Below are 17,570 nucleotides of genomic sequence, written 5' to 3'. Positions count from 1 at the left end.
ACTCCCTATTAATGCTCAAAGGATGCCCACAGTAGAATACCTCAACTACGAAGTGCTCGACGACCACGGCTGGTCGATGGACGACGACAACCTCTTCGAGGAGGCCGCCGAGGCCGACCTCGACGCAGAGGACTACGGCACCCTCGACGTGAATCAGGGCGAGTACATCCTCGAATCCGCTGAGGCGCAGGGCTACGACTGGCCCTTCTCGTGCCGTGCCGGCGCCTGCGCGAACTGCGCGTCGATCGTGAAGGAAGGCGACATCGAGATGGACATGCAGCAGATCCTCTCCGACGAGGAGGTCGAAGAGAAGAACGTCCGCCTCACCTGCATCGGGAGCCCGGCGACCGACGAGGTCAAGATCGTCTACAACGCGAAACACCTCGACTACCTGCAGAACCGCGTCATTTAGACCTGAAAAGCTGTATCAATATTTTTAATGGTGTTCAACGTCGGTGATCACATCACGTTCGCCGGCGGCAAGGGGGAAATCTCCAAGATAGAGGACCGCCCGAACGGAGGTCAGCTGCTACATGTGTACACCACAGAGGGTCAGCTCCGAAAACTTCCGAGCGGCTTGCCTCATATTGAGAAGATCGACTCTATTGTCGACCGACTTGCGACCAAACGGGTTGATGATCCGGTTTACCACGACCTCCGAGAACGCGCAACCCGCCTCGACCTCGCGTACCGCTACGACCGGTTCCTTTCATTGACGAACAACCGCATCGAGATCGAACCGTACCAAGTCCAAGCCGCCTACGAGATCCTCAACTCGTACGACCACCGCTACCTCATCGGTGACGAGGTTGGCCTCGGGAAGACCATCGAGGCCGGGATCGTCATCGAGGAGCTCATCGCTCGAGGCCGTGCCGACCGTGTCCTCATCGTTGCGCCCGCTCCCCATACGGTCCAGTGGCAGGAGGAAATGCGCGAGAAGTTCGACCAGAACTTCGTCATCTACGACCGCGAAACCGTCCGGTCGAAACGCCAGTCGCACCCGAACCAGAACGTTTGGGCACAGGAGGATTTCAGCATCACCTCCGTGGACTTCGCCAAGCAGTCCACCCATGAGACGGGCTCAGACGCAGTCTCGCCTATCGACGCGCTCGACAACCTCGAACCCGAGTGGGACGTCGCCGTATTCGACGAGGCCCACCACCTGACCGCCAGACGGTCGAGTGACGACTCGGTGGAACGCACCCAGCGCTACCGCGTCGGCGAGGCCGTCGCGAACAACTCCGACGCGCTACTGCTGCTCACCGGAACGCCGCACAAGGGCAAGTCTGACCAGTTCTACTTCCTCATCAGCCTGCTCGACCCGTACCGCTTCGGCCACGAGTCCCAGATCGAACCCCAGGTCCTCGACGACCTGATGATACGCCGTCTGAAGGTCGACATGTACGAGACGGACGGGACCCGTATGTTCCCGAGAAGAACATCGAGGCGCTTGGCGTCGAGATGTCCCCAGCCGAGCGCAAGCTGTACGACGACGTCACCGAGTACACGGAAATTCTCGAATACCTCCGCGACGATATCTCCCCCGAGCACGACATCGCGCAGGTGTACGGTGACCTCAACCAAGACCGTCGCCGTCGCGAGATGGAGAAATTCGAAGAGGAGGCCACCAAAATGCTCGCAACCAACGCGGCACAGGAGGGGCTCAACCTCTAGTTCGCCCACATCATGGTGAACTACGACCCCCTTTTAGAACCCGACCCGCATCGACCAGCGGATCGGACGACCCCACCGGTACGGCTAGGAGCACACCCTCGAGATCCTTTCGCTGCTCTCCGAGAAGACCGACCAGATCGAAGCCGACCTCGGGATGCGTTCTGACCTGATGGGTCGCGTGCTCAAAGACATCTTTTGTCGGTGTAGACGGTGTGTACGTACGATTGTGATTTCTCCGATAGTCTCAAAAGGTTAGTTCTGAGAGTCTCAATCAGTTCTTAAGCCACTAATGTAGCATAAGTAGGTCACTTTACGCGAGTCGAGATGGTACTATGCTACTAATTCACAATGAACCTCCTGCAGTCGAGGGTTTTTTAATTCACGTTCGGACGAGTACGACATGACGGGTACAGACCGTATCACAGCAACTGACCAGCGGATTCTTTCGATCCTTGCTGGAGACAACTATCGACGTAAAGATTTTGAGGAGATCGTAGATGTTTCAAATCCGAGTCGGAATGTCGACCGGCTGAAAAATGAGAGTCTTGTCGAGCCAGTTACTGAGAGGAGTGCAACGTACCGGATCACGACTGACGGAGTCATCGAACTCAGAAGGTGTGCTCTACCCAATGAGATGGTAGACAGAGCCGAGTACCGTGGTGGATTCGCGATCAAAAATTGGGTGAACGTGACAAACCTGTCACCGACGCATTTCCATGTGATGTACGCTATCGATGCTTTCCAAGATACAACGGTTCAACAGATTCGGAAGTGCGTAAAGGAGCTGAATATCCCGCTATACGTCAAGATCAATAGTAACCACGGTGAAGCGGTGAATCTCACTTTCTACAGGGAGATCTGTAACCAATTGGCCGCCGATGGTTTTCTCGATGTCACTGATCAAGATGATAGTGACGTACCAGTGTACACGCTAACCACTATGGGCGAAAAGATCGTACACAGTGACCGACTTTGGGCCGTGTCAGGATGGGAGGGGTTGGTAACGGCACTTTTGACTGAAGATGATAGTATCGACGCTGCTGCTAAAGCCGACGATTATGTTGTTTCAGCGTCTCTTGCGTCTGATCCCGGTGATTCCTCTCACGTCGATGCTCAAGAAACAGGTCGAACCGCGGGACATACTGACGCATTTACTCAGTAGTTTCCAAGCGTAACGAGAGACCCAGAATCTACCTGCTACTACAGGCTTGGTTTTGCAATTAGAGAGCCTAACTGGACCACGCTGCGTAACATCCAATTCTGTTGGCCTCACCACGCGGCCGGGGAGGCGCGCGCGGTGCGCGTTGGAACTGACGAGAAAGAGAGACAAGCCACGGTCGTTCCTACCATACTGCTGATAACTGATTACATCGCGTACTCGTCTCTTCAAAAATCGAGGGATAAAGCCCTGATAATCATCGGTAAACATACCCTGAGACTTATGCTCGTGTCTTAGATAGACGACAGCAAGATGGGCGAACGCCGGAGCGCACTGAGGGACGTCTTGCAGTTTTCTCAGTACCGACAGATGTTGCGCACGGCGGCACAGATTGACGACCGACAGGAGAGTGTCGCGCTCTTCTTTTTCCTCGTGACGATGGGCCGGCTCGGAATGCGCATCGGCGAGGTGATCCATATGGAAGAGTCGTGGTACGATCCAGAACGGTCGGTAATATCTGTCCCGCCTCACTCCTCTTGTGACTGCGGACTCTGCCGTCATTACGCTCGCCAGTATGCAGATAGACACGATCTTGATTTCGAGAATGTCCTCGAGAGCTACTGGAAAGTAAAAGACGGCTCAGACCGAGATATTCACGTCCCGACCCGACGAGATCGGCTCATCATTGAGCTCTATTTCGACACTGTCCCGTACACTAGGGTGAGTTATTCGACAGTCAGTCGGCGGTTGAAGAAACTAGCCGAGCTGACTGACGAGGTAGACCCAGATCGTGTCTACCCTCATATGCTTCGAGCTACGGCTGCCACGGCACTCATGTGGTCAGGCTTCCGTCAGCCGACCCTCGATCAGCAGTTTGGGTGGCAAGATGAGAAGACAAAAGAACGGTACGCTCAGAAGACAGCGTGGCGCGCCAAGCAGGACTACGATCGCGTCTTGGAGCGAGGTGGTGGTTCGCCAGAGAAGATCCGGCAGGATCCACCAACATACGAAGATCTTCGTCCGGATTCAGAAGAGGACCTGATCACGGTCCAAAGCTGGGCAGTCGATAAGTCTGTGAATGCCCATCCCCGCGGTCGGGATCCTGAGGAGCAGCTCCGCCTTGACGAATATGTCGAAGGCGATGCGTCGGCTGCTTTTGAGCCGATTTCGCCGGCCGTTGTAGCGCGTGCTCGCCGTGAGAAACGCGCGATGGCTCACGATCCGGATGCGGCTACGCCCACACGCAAGCACTGTGTTGGTGTCTTCGCAATGTGTGCGGTCTTCGCCACGGTACTAACAGTGACGGCGGCGATTGAAGGGGGGTCTTTCTCCGACCCGACGACGCTCCCGCAGTCCTTTGCTGGATTGCCGCTCGGGGCTGCGTACGCACTATGGGATATCGATATAGACGAAAGCACGTCGGTAGAGTAGAAAACTAACGGCTGTGTAAAACGATATTTAAAAACTGTTTTATTTTGAACAGCCAGTGTCAGCCGTCCCGTAGCTATTTTGTGTGATTATTAAAGCACGAAGCGACTGGCCGGAGAGCCATGCTGAATCTTTGGGAAAATCATTCGGGAGTATGCCGCTTTTTTAATCATCAGAGACTGCTTCGTTTGCTGGTGATGTATCGGTTTTGAGTGTTGGTTGCTCCGAGTTGGTCACTACCGGCTCGATTACTTGGCCGATTCTCTTCCCTGCGACGGGAGGGACGGCGTTTCCTATCTGCCTAAACCAGCTCGTGAACGATCCAAGGAAGATATACTCATCCGAGAACGACTGCAGTCGTGCTGCCTCACGAGGCGTGATTCCACGGTTTCGAGACGGGTCAGAGCGCTCTTCGTCTGAGTATGCGTGTTCGTAGAAATCCGGCAACACGTAGCCGTTAGCGTCTTTAGCTAAGTGAGCCACAATTGTCGGCGCGGGCTTGGACCACCGGAGCATCCGGTACTTGTCTCCAAACCGTTGCTCCTCTGCAGTTCCAACATCATACTCGATGTATTCGGCATATTCGCCATCAGAACCGTATTTTACGTCCCACCCTGTATCGCCCGGTTCAAGTGCCTCATCAAACAGGATCCGATCTTTCTCCATCGGGTGCTCTCTAGCCAAATGGTTGAAACAGAGACTGGTACCTGAATTGAGGCGGTGTGTATTGACGTAGTCACTTTTCGAACCTCGTCCAACCTTCGAGAGAACTTTTCCACCCTCGCCTCGGCGGAGACGAGGGAGTCCTGAGAGACCTTGCTGAATGCTGTATGTCTCATCTTCGACTGGAATCTCATCCAGTAATTCTGCTGCATTCGACGAGTTTTGCTCTACGAGATCCTTTCGTACTCCAAAAAGTAGCACCCGTTCTCGTTTCTGCGGGATACCCAGTTCGGTCATATCTTGGACTCGGTACTCAACGTCATAGCCAAGTCCCGTCTCATCGAGTAATTCAAGATCTTCAATTACCCAGTCAATTACTCGAACCCCGGTATCTCCGACTTCGTTGATCATCCCCTCAACGTTCTCCATGACGATGACCTTGGGTCGAAGTTCCTCGACGGTCTGTACGTACTGTGTATAGAGTGTTGTGCGGTCATCGTCGAGGATACTGTAGTCCTCGTCGCCTGCTCGACGTGAGCGGTATCCAGCTTGTGAAAGGGATTGACACGGCGGACCACCGACGAGAATGTCTGGACGACCAACTGTTTCTCTAATTTGCTGAGCTAAATCGATCTCCTGAACATCCCCACAGACGACATCTTCGTGGGGAATCTCTGGATGATTTAGCCGATAGGTAGCGACAGAATCTGGGTCGATATCGATTGCCCATCGAACATCAAACTCAGTCTGTCTCAGCCCAGAGGATAATCCACCGGCACCAGCGAACAAATCCACGGCAGTGGGCCCGTCTCGATCCCGTTGTTGGTGTCGGAGACGGTGCGTGAGTAGGAACTTCCTGATCTCGCATGTCTCACCACACACGTCCCCTCCCGCAGTGATCGCATGCGTTGCAAGTGCCCTGTACAAGGGCGCAATCTGTCGATCAATTAGTTTGTCTTCTAGCTTACGACGGCGGCCCACTTCTCTCTGGATATCCGCCGGATCGATGAGACCGAGTGAACAAAGTAATTCGTCGACCTGCTGGTCTACAGGCCAGACAGGTTTGTCGAAGGCCGTCTGGAGCAGCCACCATGCGTCCCCTTCCTGAATCCCGCGAATTTCCGTGAAGAAGTCCACGTAGGTCCGATACTGTACTCTGGAAAACTCTTTGAGCGTCACTCCATCCGTGTAATGCGCTTTTTCAACAGCGGATAGGAGTTGTTGAAGTCGGGAAACACGCTCTGAGCTAATTCCCTTCCCACGACCAAATTTACCGAGCGCTGCTGAAAGTGTGTCTTTCTGGAGGGACCTGATATCTGCCCAATCTCCATGCTGCTCCCGTAGCGCACGAACTGCTTCGCGAGGCCATCGTTCGAAAAATCGTTGTGCTGGCGATTCAACCGGACCGGCCAACACGACAGCAGCTACTGCATCGAGGGGGTCGTCGCTACCAGATAATGGATCCTCACAGAAACAGAGGCTGTCGTCTCGATGAGACCCTCGCTCGATCGCAGTATAACGGCATGTCTCACTACGCCCGTCGCGCTTCCGAGCAAGTCGTTCAGGCGTCGCACCAACACATCCGACCGGTGGCATTCGTTGCTTTCGCGTATGGGCGGCAGTCAAAGTATCAATAAGAAATTCGATGTTGTCGAAGACCAATTCTTTATGAATGTCACGTTCCGTTTGTGAAGCTGATTGGATCAGCTCCACTGGAGAACCGGAAGACGTGACCGACTCTGGCATATCCGGTCTTATATTGGCTTTAGGGATAAACCTAAGCACAACCGTCTTGTTTATATTCGAATATCTCACTGAGATTCATATAGTCCCGCGGTGACTCGACTTATGATAGGGGTCATCGAGGGCATGGCCCTTATGACAGCCGGCGTTGTAGTCGTCAACATCAACCCTCTCGGTCCCACCGTCATACCAACCTTCATCTCGGGCGATCAGCTCGGGTGGCTTACAGAGTAACTACCATGGCCATAGGAATCGACTTAGGGGAAGAATCCCCAGCCGATGACGAACGCATTGCCCGACACCTGCGCGAGACGGTGTTGAAACAAGTTCGCGGTGACATCGACGAGCGAGTCAAACGCGACTTTCCCAGCGATCGATTCTTTGCTGGGGCGCTGGCACCGGGAAGTGAGGATCAACTCGACGATCCGGATGACGATCTCCAGTCGAAAATGGAACCCAGTGGTCTTGGTGCCACTGTCCGCGTACGAGGTGGTAACAACGGTGACGCGCTAATCCTGAGCATCAACGCAAGTGTGTGGGTGCGAGTCAACCCCACTTACGACGAGATGGTGAATCGGGACTCGTTCGTCGCGCTTGGTGACCGAGATGCTGACGACGAAGGCGACAGCCTTCTCCCTGTCTTCGAGCGTATCTCTCTCGACGTACCACCAATCGAGATTCCTGCCCATGTGCTCCAGACACCGACACGAGACACACCGGAGATAGTTCAGGAGCGCACTCAGAAGGCGTTTGAAGAAGCATTCTCTGACGCTCGAACGTACGCTCGCGAGAACTACGACCTCTACGTTGAGACCGAAGACGACGACACTGTCCCGACGGCTGCCTTAGAGGACGAGGAAAGCTTCCACGGCTACCTCTCCGAACGGACTGCTGAAGGAACACCTGCGCTTCCCGAATGGCACGCTACGCTGGCTGTGGAAGTGATAGCCGACGAAGAGAACAACGACGACAGCACCATTGTCGACTTCGAAATAGCAAACGAGGCGGTCCAGAACCGTGAGGACGCAATCTACACAGTTCGGGACCCCACACTGTTCGAGGTAAATCTCGAACTTCAGACGAGCGGCGACCTCGAGTTTGTGCCTTTCACTTTCGATCCGCTCCCGGAGGATTTCCGATATAATCGAGACCTCTGGGGACACGGGCGAAACTGTACGATCACTGCACCCAATCGTAACGACCAAGAGGTGAACGAGGAGGGCGTACCTCCCGGTCGTCGGGCGCCCGCTGCGATGCCGACAGCGACCAAACTCGAGACTCAATACATCCCCGAATACCGCCAGCTCGTTTACGAGTCCGCAGATCGTGATGTTGACGCTGCGTTCGAAACTCTCGCTGACTTAGACGATGGTGGTCTCGCTCTCCTCGACGATATCGCTACAGAGATGCGGCGGTATCTTAACGAAGAGTACAACGCCGCACTGGAACAGTATCGAAAGCGAGACGACTGGAACGACGATCCGGTGACGGGTGATCTCGCAGATTTCAACGAGGACCGCGATGCCTTCGAACGTGAGATTAAGCGGTTCGAACGTGGAATTCAGTGTCTTCGGCAGCATCCCGAAACCGTCGGGCGTGCCTTCGAGTTAATGAACGAGGCAATGGATCGGATGCACGAGTTCTCCGGTTGGCGGCTCTTCCAACTCGTGTTCATCATCATGGAGATCCCCGATGTGGCGAGTCGCGAGTACGACGAATGGAGCGAGGTTAGTTGGCGTAACGGCTCAACCGAGGATCGGGCAGAAGACGCCGATTCGGCGCTCGACATCGTTGACGTCCTCTGGTTCCCAACTGGTGGCGGAAAGACCGAGGCATTCCTCGGCGTTGCTGTCTGGAGCATGTTCTTCGATCGGCTCCGCGGCAAGAACTTCGGGGTCACTGCTTGGACGAAATTCCCGCTTCGGCTCCTCTCACTTCAGCAGTTCCAGCGCATGACCGAGACCGTAATGTATGCCGACTTGGTCCGACGTGAACAGTCAGATATCGGTTCACATCCCTCTCGGCCATTTTCAATGGGGTACCTCGTCGGGAAAGCAAACACACCAAACGCACTCACGGGATACGATAACAATAATCATAAGCGGTATCAAGGTCCTTCTGGAGAGAACCTCCGTCGTGAGGCGAAGGTTGTCCCGAGCTGTCCGGCCTGTGGTTCGGATATCGAAGTCCAAATTACGGAAGATGACCATCGACTGACGCACTGCTGTACCGCAAGTAGCTTCGACTGTCCGTGGCAGTCACGGTCACTCAACCCGAGCGAACCTTACGGTGAAGAGGAACTCCCGGTCCACGTCGTTGATAACGAGCTGTACCGGTACGCACCGACGATCATTGCGGGCACGATCGACAAGATCACTGCGATCGGTTATCAGCGCAAGTTCGCCCACCTTATCACGGGTGAGATGGACCTCGAGTGTCCGATTCACGGGTTCGCCAGCCTAGGTGAGTGCACGGAAAAATACGGTTGTCCGATCGACAAAGAAGAATTTAGCGACATGGCTCGCCCTGTCGAACCGTACGATCCGGCGCCGTCGCTGATGGTCCCTGACGAACTCCACCTGCTGGAAGAGAGTATGGGTAGCTTCGATGGTCACTACGAGACCGGGGTCGCTGAACTACAGGATCTCGTTGAAGCTGGCAAAACAAAGGTTATCGCACCGACAGCGACAATTACTGGGTTTGAAGACCAAGTCCATAACTTGTTCATGCGTCCGGCCGAACGATTCCCCTCGCCCGGGCCATACCTACGCGAGAACTTCTATGCGCAGGAACGCGCGGAGACTCAGCGGTATTATATCGGGTTAGTCCCGCACGGAAAGACACATATCAACTCCATCATTGACCTCCTGTTCTACTACCATCGAGAGATCCAGAACCTGTTCCGTGAAGCGCTGGATAATCCGAAGCAAGTACTGACTGGGACTACGCTTGAGGGAACAGATACCACGGCACCACTTGAGGCTGACTCTATCGATGAGGTACTGGCACTGCTAAGTTATTACAGCACCAGCATCACCTATCTGTTATCGAAGAAGGACGGCGACCGCCTCGACCAATCCATCGTCTCTCAGTTAGATGCCTACCTCCAGAAAGATGGCCGACCACCACTAGCATCTGAGCGCATGACTGGCGGGACTGGCTTTGAGACCATCATGGAGGTATTGGATATCGTCGAGGATCCGTGGGACGAAGACGCCGACAAACAGATTCTTAACCGTCTAATCGATCGGGGGGTGCTTGAGGAGGATATTTCAGATTCTGTGCTGTCGCTACGCAGTACACTCGAAGATAGCCTCGACGAGGAGAACGAAGTCGTCGATAGCGATCAGTTCGAGACTGAGCGAGCCGACGCGAGCGAAGATTCCCGAGAAGCGCTTGCTTGGCTGTTGGCAAGCCGGCTTAATACGATTACGGCGACGAATATGATTGCCCACGGGGTCGACGTTGACCGTTTCAATATGATGACGTTCTTCGGGATGCCTCGAGGAACGGCCGAGTACATTCAAGCGAGTTCCCGTGCCGGCCGATCACGACCAGGACTTGTGTTCAACGTCGCTCACCCTATCCGGGAGCGCGACTTGAGCCATTACCACTTCTTCGAAAAGTACCACGCGTTCCTCGACAGACTCGTCGAACCCGTCCCGATCAACCGGTGGGCAAAAAACAGTGTCAAGCAGACTCATCCGGGATTGTTCATGGGATTAATTCTCAATCACTATATGTATCAAGAGGGGGCCGGAAATCTCTACTTCGGTGACAACGCCGAAGAGTTCGCCGACTCGGTTGACGAGGGAGAATTACGCCAGCAGATGCTGGGAATGTTCGGCGATCCAGACGACCATGAGGAGTTCAAAGGAGATATAGAGGACCTCACGAGGGAGGCACTCTCTCAGCTTCGTCTCGACGACGACCAGTGGACGAGTGGGCGTATCAAACGCTCGCCGATGCGGAGTCTTCGAGACGTTGACGAGCAGCTACCCATTCGGTCGGAGTACCGCTATCGGGAGATCTTCGAGACCCTTGACAACCGGTGACCAACAATGAGCATGCAACGTAGCCGCCACCAGATCCTGTATCAGTTCCTCCCCGGGAACACCTTCGACTACAGCGACAAGCGCGGCATCTGGCAAGTGAACCGCCTCGAAACGACTGATGCGAGTGGCCAAGTCGACCGCGAATATATCGTCGACCGCGTCTTCGCCCGTGCAAAAAACTGGGAGGGCGGCGAACAGGGATTCACCTCCAACAAAACAGGACACTACGATTTCGCCGCGCCGGAGGAAGTGCGCGCTCGTCCATTCCCGACGACCTTCTACTGTACGAGCTGTCAGAAGGCACACGGGTACTACTCCGCAGATGATCTCAGCGGGAAGAACCAAGCCCTGAAATGCGAACGCTCGGGCTGTAACGGCGATCTGAAACAGTACCAGTTCGTTAGTGTTCACAGCTGTGGGGAAATCAGACGACTGTACCCGCGGAAATGTCCCGATCACGGTGACCAGTACATCATCCTCGATACGCAAGACAGCCAGCGGGCTCAAAACTTCCACTGGCGTTGTAACATCTGCGGTTGGGATACCCGGGTGAGCTACTCTCAGAACTGTGATTGTGACTACGTTCCCCCATCTGCGGATGACCCAGACGACGACAAGATGTACACGACGGTCCACCGTGCGGGATCGACATACTATCCCCACTATTTGACCACAGTCAATCTACACGCATCGGGTATCGGTCATCTACGAGGCAGCGAGGATGGATCACGAAAGGCTATCGCCAAACAGCTCGGTCTCTCTGATTCGCCTCTGAAGTCCGTCGACATGGCCGAGGGAATCGAAGGAGCGGAGATCGACGATGACCGAAAGATCGAGGTATATCAGACGGAATCCGGGGTCGAATCGCTGGACGAAGCCGAAGACTGGCTCCGAGAGCACGGAGAAATCGACAGCCAAACCGTTGGTGAATCCATCTCGGAGTTAATCGATCTCAAAGCCGACGATGATTCCTTCGAGATGACAGATGCTGGCGACGAGCTTCTCCAGTACGTCCTCAGTCTCGAAGAACTCACCGCGCACACGCTCGCAGAGCTAGAGGAAGACGCCCGACAACAAGGCTTCCCTCGAAAGGCAGACACGATCGCCACGTACTCGGATGACCTCGAGCGCTTAGGTCTGAAAGAGGTGCGTGTTATCGAGGATTTCCCCGTCCAGACTTTCGTCTACGGCTATACGAGGGGCGGCCGAGAAGAGGACGAGGCCAAGCTGAATGCCTTCTCCCAGAATGCCAGCAGTGGAGACGGAACACCGATATTCGTGGACACTTCGGAGACGGAAGCAACGCAATTCGACCTCGATCCCGCAGCGGTACTCCTCTGGTTGGCTGTCAATATTCCCGAAACGAGTAACAAACGCGACGTCCGCGGAGAGATCACTCTGCCCGAACTACCCACGGACCCTTCCAAAGCAGATCTCGAACGGGGGCGAGCTGCTATTGAGGAACTCTCGCGCGCAGAGCAGTGGGCATTTCTGCTGAATCATCTTGACCCAGTTGACCAGTACGGTCGCTTCGAAACCAGCACCGACGATACCGTTGAGGGCAAAGTCACGAAATACGTGTTCGAGATGCTACACACGCTCTCTCACGTCCTGCTCAAGCAGGCCAGCACGATCAGCGGATTCGACCGAACGAACCTGAGTGAGTTCCTCTTCCCACGGGCACTCTCTCTGGTGATCTACACCAACAATCGCGAGGAGTTCAATATCGGCGGCATGACTACGATGGTTGAACAGCAGCTGGATGACCTCCTCGGGCAAGCCCGTGCTCACGGAAACGACTGTATGATGGACCCAGTCTGTTCACAGCGCGACGGAGCCTGCCTCTCCTGCCTCCACGTGAGCGAGATCAGCTGTTCGTACTTCAACCAAGTTCTCTGTCGGGACTACCTGTTTGGCAGTCGGCCGAACACGGACCGCTCCATTGCAGGGTTCTGGCGCCTGTAGCGTCCACGTGACTTCCCACCACCTATGACCAGATACAAATCGGAGATCGAGCGAGCCCTCGCCATTGCAGACATCCTCGATCACAACGCGATGCTGCTCGACGAGATAGAAGGGAACCTGCTCCTCGCTGCGGGCCGCAGAGAACAGCTTTCACCTGCGGCACTGGCTCGAGATACCGATCTTAGTCGCGAGGCCGCAACCGATCTTTTCCGACAGTTGGGTGAGTCAAATGCCGTTGAACGCAGCCGCTACAAGACTGAGCTGGTCGAAACGAGTTTCCATGTCAGTGCCGACCGGATTCGAGGCATCTTCACGCAAGTCCGAGAGGCGATTCAAATTCTGGAGGCGCACGAAGATCGAGTGCCGAGAACGACTGTCACTCCACTCATCACGTTTCCCAACGACCCAGCATTCGACGGGGTAACGTCGGCCTCTTTCGGCATGGAGAGTCTACTTTCGACTCTCGCAAGCCAAGTCAAACGCTGCGACGACGAGATCGTGTTACTCTCTCCGTTTTTCGAAGGAGATGGATTCGGCCGGCTCGCTGATGTCCTGCTTGACGCTCTCGAACGAGATGTTAGCCTCACGATCGTCACCCGCTACCTCGCTGATACGGGTTCGCATAACTACGCCGTCATCCAGTCATTCATGGACCGGGTGGCTGCGGAGGGGCTTACGTCTCGGGTTTCACTCATCGATTACACTGTGTGGGACGATGATACGCCGATCACAGAGCAACATCAAAACGGAGAGAACCCGAAATTCACGCTCCATGCGAAAGTGATGTTGTTCGATACCCGAGCGGTGTACGTCGGTAGCGCGAACGTCACTGATTACGGTTTTAATCGCTATCTCGAGATGGGTGTGCTTCTCGAGGGAGCGAAAGTCACGTCCTTCCGCCAACTCTGTGACCATCTGCTTGATTCGGAAGGTGCGGTTGAAGTAAGAATATGAGAGTAGATTTCGACTGATATCTCTCATCTCATCGTTTCACAGGGGCAATAAAATTACCAGACTGAACCGGCTTTGGCTCCTGTGGAACGTATTATTTGTATGCGAGATGGGCGTTTCGAGATCGTGGAGGAGGCAGTCGAAGAAGAGTAACAGGGGCTGGCGTTATTTCGTGTGGAGAAGTTCGCATCTGAAACCGTATTATCACTCCTCTGACCGCTCTCGGAGGAGTCTCCGTTCGGAGATCGGGTCCGGAGTACCGGGCTGGAAATCCTCCAAGAATGTCTCGTATTCGAACGCGTCACCCCATATCTCATCCTCAGACAGACCGACGTCCAGTCGGACGATCAGAATTCCGAGTGAGAGGCTGTTTTCCTGTTGCTTCCCGTGGAGTAATTCGAAATCAACCACCAGATATCGGAAGGGGAGTGTGTCTGCGAGTTCCCGCAATTCCTCATCAGTATATCCGATCGAGTTGTCCTCCGCAAATGCCTGTTCCCTGAATACCTCGTCATAACTCGGATATCTCGCAAACTCCGAATAATATTCGTCTTCCTTGTCGACGTGTTTGTCGTAGACAGCGACTTCCATGATTCCACTCGCGGAGAAGTGGCCTATCGGGTGGTGATTGAAATCACTCTCTTCAACGGGTTCAAATTCGACCGTGAAGTCGAAGTCTTGGTCTGTCTCTTCCTCCTCAAGATACTGTCCACGTGATATGAGTGTAGAATCGTCGTTGGCGCTTTCTCTCCTACTCAGAGGCGTGGATCGAGATTCAAGCTTCCATTCCTGTGATTCGCTTTCGACTAACTGCGGGTTTTCTCTCGTACCCGCCCGTTCAAAATCAGTTATCAGCCTCGAATGGGTGACCAGTTCAAGATCTGTCGCCGAGTCCGACCCTAAATTGGAGAGTGATACGGTGAACTGAGGGCGGAAGCGGTCTGTTCCACTGTATCGGAGTGCCTTGAGACGGACGTCAGGAGAGTTGAGCTCTTGGAGAAATTCGTGTTGGTCGTCCTGTGTTCGGCTCATGTCGATGTACACCAATAACAGGAGGAAACTGAGGACCAACCCTCCGACTGCCCCAAGTGCCTGTATCTGTCTATTATCAAATATATTTGGATTTATCGCGGCAAATAGCAGGGATGTGAACAGGGGTACGATAATGACAAAAGAAAATAAAAAAAGCTCCTCTATTCGTGATTCCAAAACAAGTGTTGTCTTCTTTTTTACCATATACCACATGACAAATCAGGTATTTAATAATATTCCGGATCCGGCTATCGAGCCTTCTTGATTTGTTCTCTGTTTGGCCGCTACAACCACGAGATCCCGGCGTTCAGTTCGTGTAAGAACTCCGGTTGTATGCGTGCGTTTGACGGGAGTGAAAGCTGTTGACCTTCGCGCTCAACGATTGTCTCTCGAAGGATGGGATGTGCTGGGTCAAATGACGGACTCGTCCGAATCCGGTACTCGCTGTCGAGAGTGAAGAGTGCGGCGTCGAAGGCCCGATGGTGAAGCGGGTTCAGTACGAGCACGTTTTCTGGGTGTTCCGCGAGTTCGGGACGCTGACGCCGTGGCAGGATATGCGCGAGATCAAGCAGTGGCTCCTCTCGGATTCCCGTCATCGCGCACGCATTGCCGTAGCGCTCGAACGTTTCCGTCCGGAACGCCTCACTCACCATAGTTTCGGTCGTCTCGTAGCGACGGATCCGCCCGTCCGTATCGAGCGTCTCGCCGGTAGGCCACTGTGCGATCTCTCCGGCTTCAACCCAGCGCTTCCACACGTCCGGCGCGTCGCTGTCGTCGTTCATTTGCGCCCGACTGTGTAGCCACGAAACGGGGACTGCCTGCGTGTTGAGTATCGAAAAGTGGAAGAGATAGTTCGGAACCCGCGCTCCGGAGTCGTCTTGGTACGATTGCACCTCGAAGTGGTCAGGAACGCATAAGCCACAGAATTCCACGATCCCCTTCTCCGGTTTCCTGAAAACGAGGACTGGAGGAACGTCCTCACGTCGACCTGATGCTACCTTGTCGAAGGCCTTCTTTATTTTCTGGTTCTGCGTCGACTCATCGTATCGGACACTCGTCTTCGCGTCACCCCAGTAGCTCACGTAGCCGGCGTTGACCGCGAGCGTGTCTTCCCACGGGTCGTCGTGTTGAGAAACTCCGACATCGTTCGAGACGAGCACAAGTGCCGCGAGCAAATCTGACCGATCTGCTCCAAGGTCGCGGATGCCGCCAGTATTCTTGATTCCGCTATTTAGCGGCCCACGAATCCAACGTAGGAACTGATCCTCTGCGTTTCTGAAGCTTCCAGTGTCTCGGTAGACTTCGCCAACACGGAACGCATGGTCCATTATATCCAGATAATGATATTCTTATAACAAAAACACACCGGGGACATATGCGCAAAGTCGAGGAGCCCACCTGCTGAGATATCCAGTTCAACACAGTATTTCTGATTAACAGTACTTAATTTCGCCTTCAGCATCGAAATCGAGGAAAGAGCAAGCGCTAGGCAAAAAGTATCCTTCGAAACAGGTTACTCAGAAATAATCACTGCCGCATTTACGAGATCGTTCGTCTTCGGCAATACGGATTCTTCCTCTCGTAGCTGCTCGAACTCTTGCTTCCGTTCCTCTTTCAGTTCCTCAAGTTTTGAACGGGCGCGCTTGACGTTCAGCTCCATGTCCTTTCCACGCTTGACATCCTTTTTCCAGTCTTCGAGACGAGTCTGCCACGTTTCGATGGCGTTATCGAAGTAACGTTCTGCGTGCTTGCGCTTGATCTCGACAGCGTCTCGTTTGTCCTCTTCAGCATTCTCCGCCATCTCTTCTACCGTCCGCTGTGCTTCCCGTTTCGCTTTCTCAACGAGTTCGTCAGCCTGCTGAATCACTTTCTCGACCTGCTCATGACTCTCTGCGGTATCCGGAGAAACGTAGCTACACGTTTCGGGAACACTATCCGTAACATCGCCTTCGAGTGGAATATATAACGGAACGAACTCTTCAGTTTCATCGGTTCCATCTGCAGCCTCATAACCGAGCCGGAAGTTACAGAGGAGTCCAGGCGTCTGTGCGTCCTCGGACGTTCGCTTGACGGTTGTCAGACCGTCCATCCAGTCGCCGTCGAGGCAGTAATCTACAATACCTCTCACAAGGGGGTGGTTAACTGAGATGAACTCAACACCTCGGTTTTCTTTTGCGAGTGCCTGATCGAATGTGGCTCGAGTATACGAGCTCTGGACGTCGTCATTCTCCAAGTCTATCACAGCCGGTGTATCGATACCATAGATGTCGCTCCCGGATTCGGACGACTTCCGCTGAATCTCTCCGTCTAGTTCTTTGAAGAATAGCTCCAGTAATTCTCTGACTGCGTCTTGTCCTACGTGGTCCTGCCTACTTTCTCGGATCAGCTCTTGGACCTCATCGAGCTCTGATTCACCGAAATGGTCCTCTATCAAGAAATTGTCTTGGATTTTCTTGACCGCCTCTTTTCGCTCTTTGATGACCTCGTCGATATCCTCGACCACTTTGTCGCCGGGTTCGTTCTTAGCGACAGCATCCATGATTCGATCTTCGAGATCAAAGTCATCATTGTCGAGAACCATCCCGAGGACGTCCGAGCTGACGCCGAGGTCTTCCTCGATGGTATCTATCTTTTCAACGAGTTGCTCGAGGATATCACTTTCACGGGTATCCTCGACGAATAGGTTGTATATATTTACTTTCTGGTCTTGACCATACCGATGCAGACGCCCCATCCGCTGGTCTATCCGGATGGGATTCCACGGGAGGTCGTAGTTCACCATAATATGGGCAAACTGGAGATTGATCCCTTCCCGTGCAGCATCAGTCGCTAGCATAATATTCGCCTCAGACCGGAACTTCTCGACTTGCTCTCGCCGCTGAGACTGGGCTAGCCCACCG

At 54.1% G+C, this 17,570-nt stretch carries 11 protein-coding genes and 1 pseudogene; 8 read left to right on the top strand and 4 right to left on the bottom strand.

Annotated features, from left to right (window positions below):
• Positions 1 to 22 precede the first annotated feature (22 nt).
• From fer to DJ74_RS16680, 4 genes and pseudogenes are all read left to right on the top strand, one after another.
• Positions 23 to 412: a ferredoxin Fer gene (gene fer, locus DJ74_RS16690; protein WP_094527981.1), complete on the top strand. Its 390-nt coding sequence runs from the start codon at positions 23 to 25 to the stop codon at positions 410 to 412.
• A gap of 27 nt (positions 413 to 439) precedes the next feature.
• Positions 440 to 1,867, top strand: a pseudogene (locus DJ74_RS20070) (DEAD/DEAH box helicase); the annotation flags it as partial.
• A 207-nt stretch (positions 1,868 to 2,074) separates the two neighbouring features.
• Complete coding sequence (locus DJ74_RS18895) at positions 2,075 to 2,836, top strand: hypothetical protein (RefSeq protein ID WP_141212744.1); 762 nt, start codon at positions 2,075 to 2,077, stop codon at positions 2,834 to 2,836.
• A gap of 309 nt (positions 2,837 to 3,145) precedes the next feature.
• Entirely contained in the window at positions 3,146 to 4,264 is a 1,119-nt protein-coding gene (locus DJ74_RS16680) for a site-specific integrase (protein WP_094527980.1), read from the top strand.
• Positions 4,265 to 4,426: 162 nt separating this feature from the next.
• Here DJ74_RS16680 and DJ74_RS16675 read toward each other — a convergent pair whose 3' ends face one another.
• On the bottom strand, positions 4,427 to 6,103 hold the full coding sequence (locus tag DJ74_RS16675; RefSeq protein WP_254922193.1) for a DNA cytosine methyltransferase: 1,677 nt from the start codon (positions 6,101 to 6,103) through the stop codon (positions 4,427 to 4,429).
• 669 nt (positions 6,104 to 6,772) lie between these two features.
• On the opposite strand from DJ74_RS16675, the gene DJ74_RS19755 reads away from it, so the two are divergent.
• The 4 genes from DJ74_RS19755 to DJ74_RS19330 are packed head-to-tail and all read left to right on the top strand — an operon-like array spanning position 6,773 to position 13,641.
• A complete protein-coding gene (locus DJ74_RS19755; protein WP_254922192.1) occupies positions 6,773 to 6,901 on the top strand; it encodes a hypothetical protein in 129 nt (42 codons plus the stop codon).
• A gap of 5 nt (positions 6,902 to 6,906) precedes the next feature.
• Positions 6,907 to 10,722: a helicase-related protein gene (locus DJ74_RS16670; RefSeq protein WP_094527978.1), complete on the top strand. Its 3,816-nt coding sequence runs from the start codon at positions 6,907 to 6,909 to the stop codon at positions 10,720 to 10,722.
• Between the two features lie 6 nt (positions 10,723 to 10,728).
• The gene (locus tag DJ74_RS16665; RefSeq protein ID WP_094527977.1) at positions 10,729 to 12,687 is read left to right on the top strand and encodes a hypothetical protein; all 1,959 of its coding nucleotides are present in this window, start codon (positions 10,729 to 10,731) and stop codon (positions 12,685 to 12,687) included.
• A gap of 24 nt (positions 12,688 to 12,711) precedes the next feature.
• Entirely contained in the window at positions 12,712 to 13,641 is a 930-nt protein-coding gene (locus DJ74_RS19330; RefSeq protein ID WP_176451369.1) for a phospholipase D-like domain-containing protein, read from the top strand.
• Positions 13,642 to 13,842: 201 nt separating this feature from the next.
• Here the strand turns inward: DJ74_RS19330 and DJ74_RS18890 are convergent, their stop codons facing one another.
• From DJ74_RS18890 to DJ74_RS16645, 3 genes are all read right to left on the bottom strand, one after another.
• Positions 13,843 to 14,874, bottom strand: a complete 1,032-nt coding sequence (locus DJ74_RS18890) for a hypothetical protein (RefSeq protein WP_141212743.1) — start codon at positions 14,872 to 14,874, stop codon at positions 13,843 to 13,845.
• Between the two features lie 80 nt (positions 14,875 to 14,954).
• Positions 14,955 to 15,998 carry an HNH endonuclease gene (locus DJ74_RS16650; protein WP_094527975.1) on the bottom strand — a complete coding sequence of 348 codons (1,044 nt, stop codon included), beginning with the start codon at positions 15,996 to 15,998 and terminating at the stop codon, positions 14,955 to 14,957.
• A gap of 185 nt (positions 15,999 to 16,183) precedes the next feature.
• The coding region (locus DJ74_RS16645; protein ID WP_275542476.1) for a helicase-related protein at positions 16,184 to 17,570 on the bottom strand (1,387 nt) is incomplete at its 5' end.

This window comes from Halorubrum sp. Ea8 (assembly GCF_002252925.1).
Classification (GTDB): domain Archaea; phylum Halobacteriota; class Halobacteria; order Halobacteriales; family Haloferacaceae; genus Halorubrum.
This window is presented reverse-complemented; position numbering and strand designations above follow the sequence as displayed.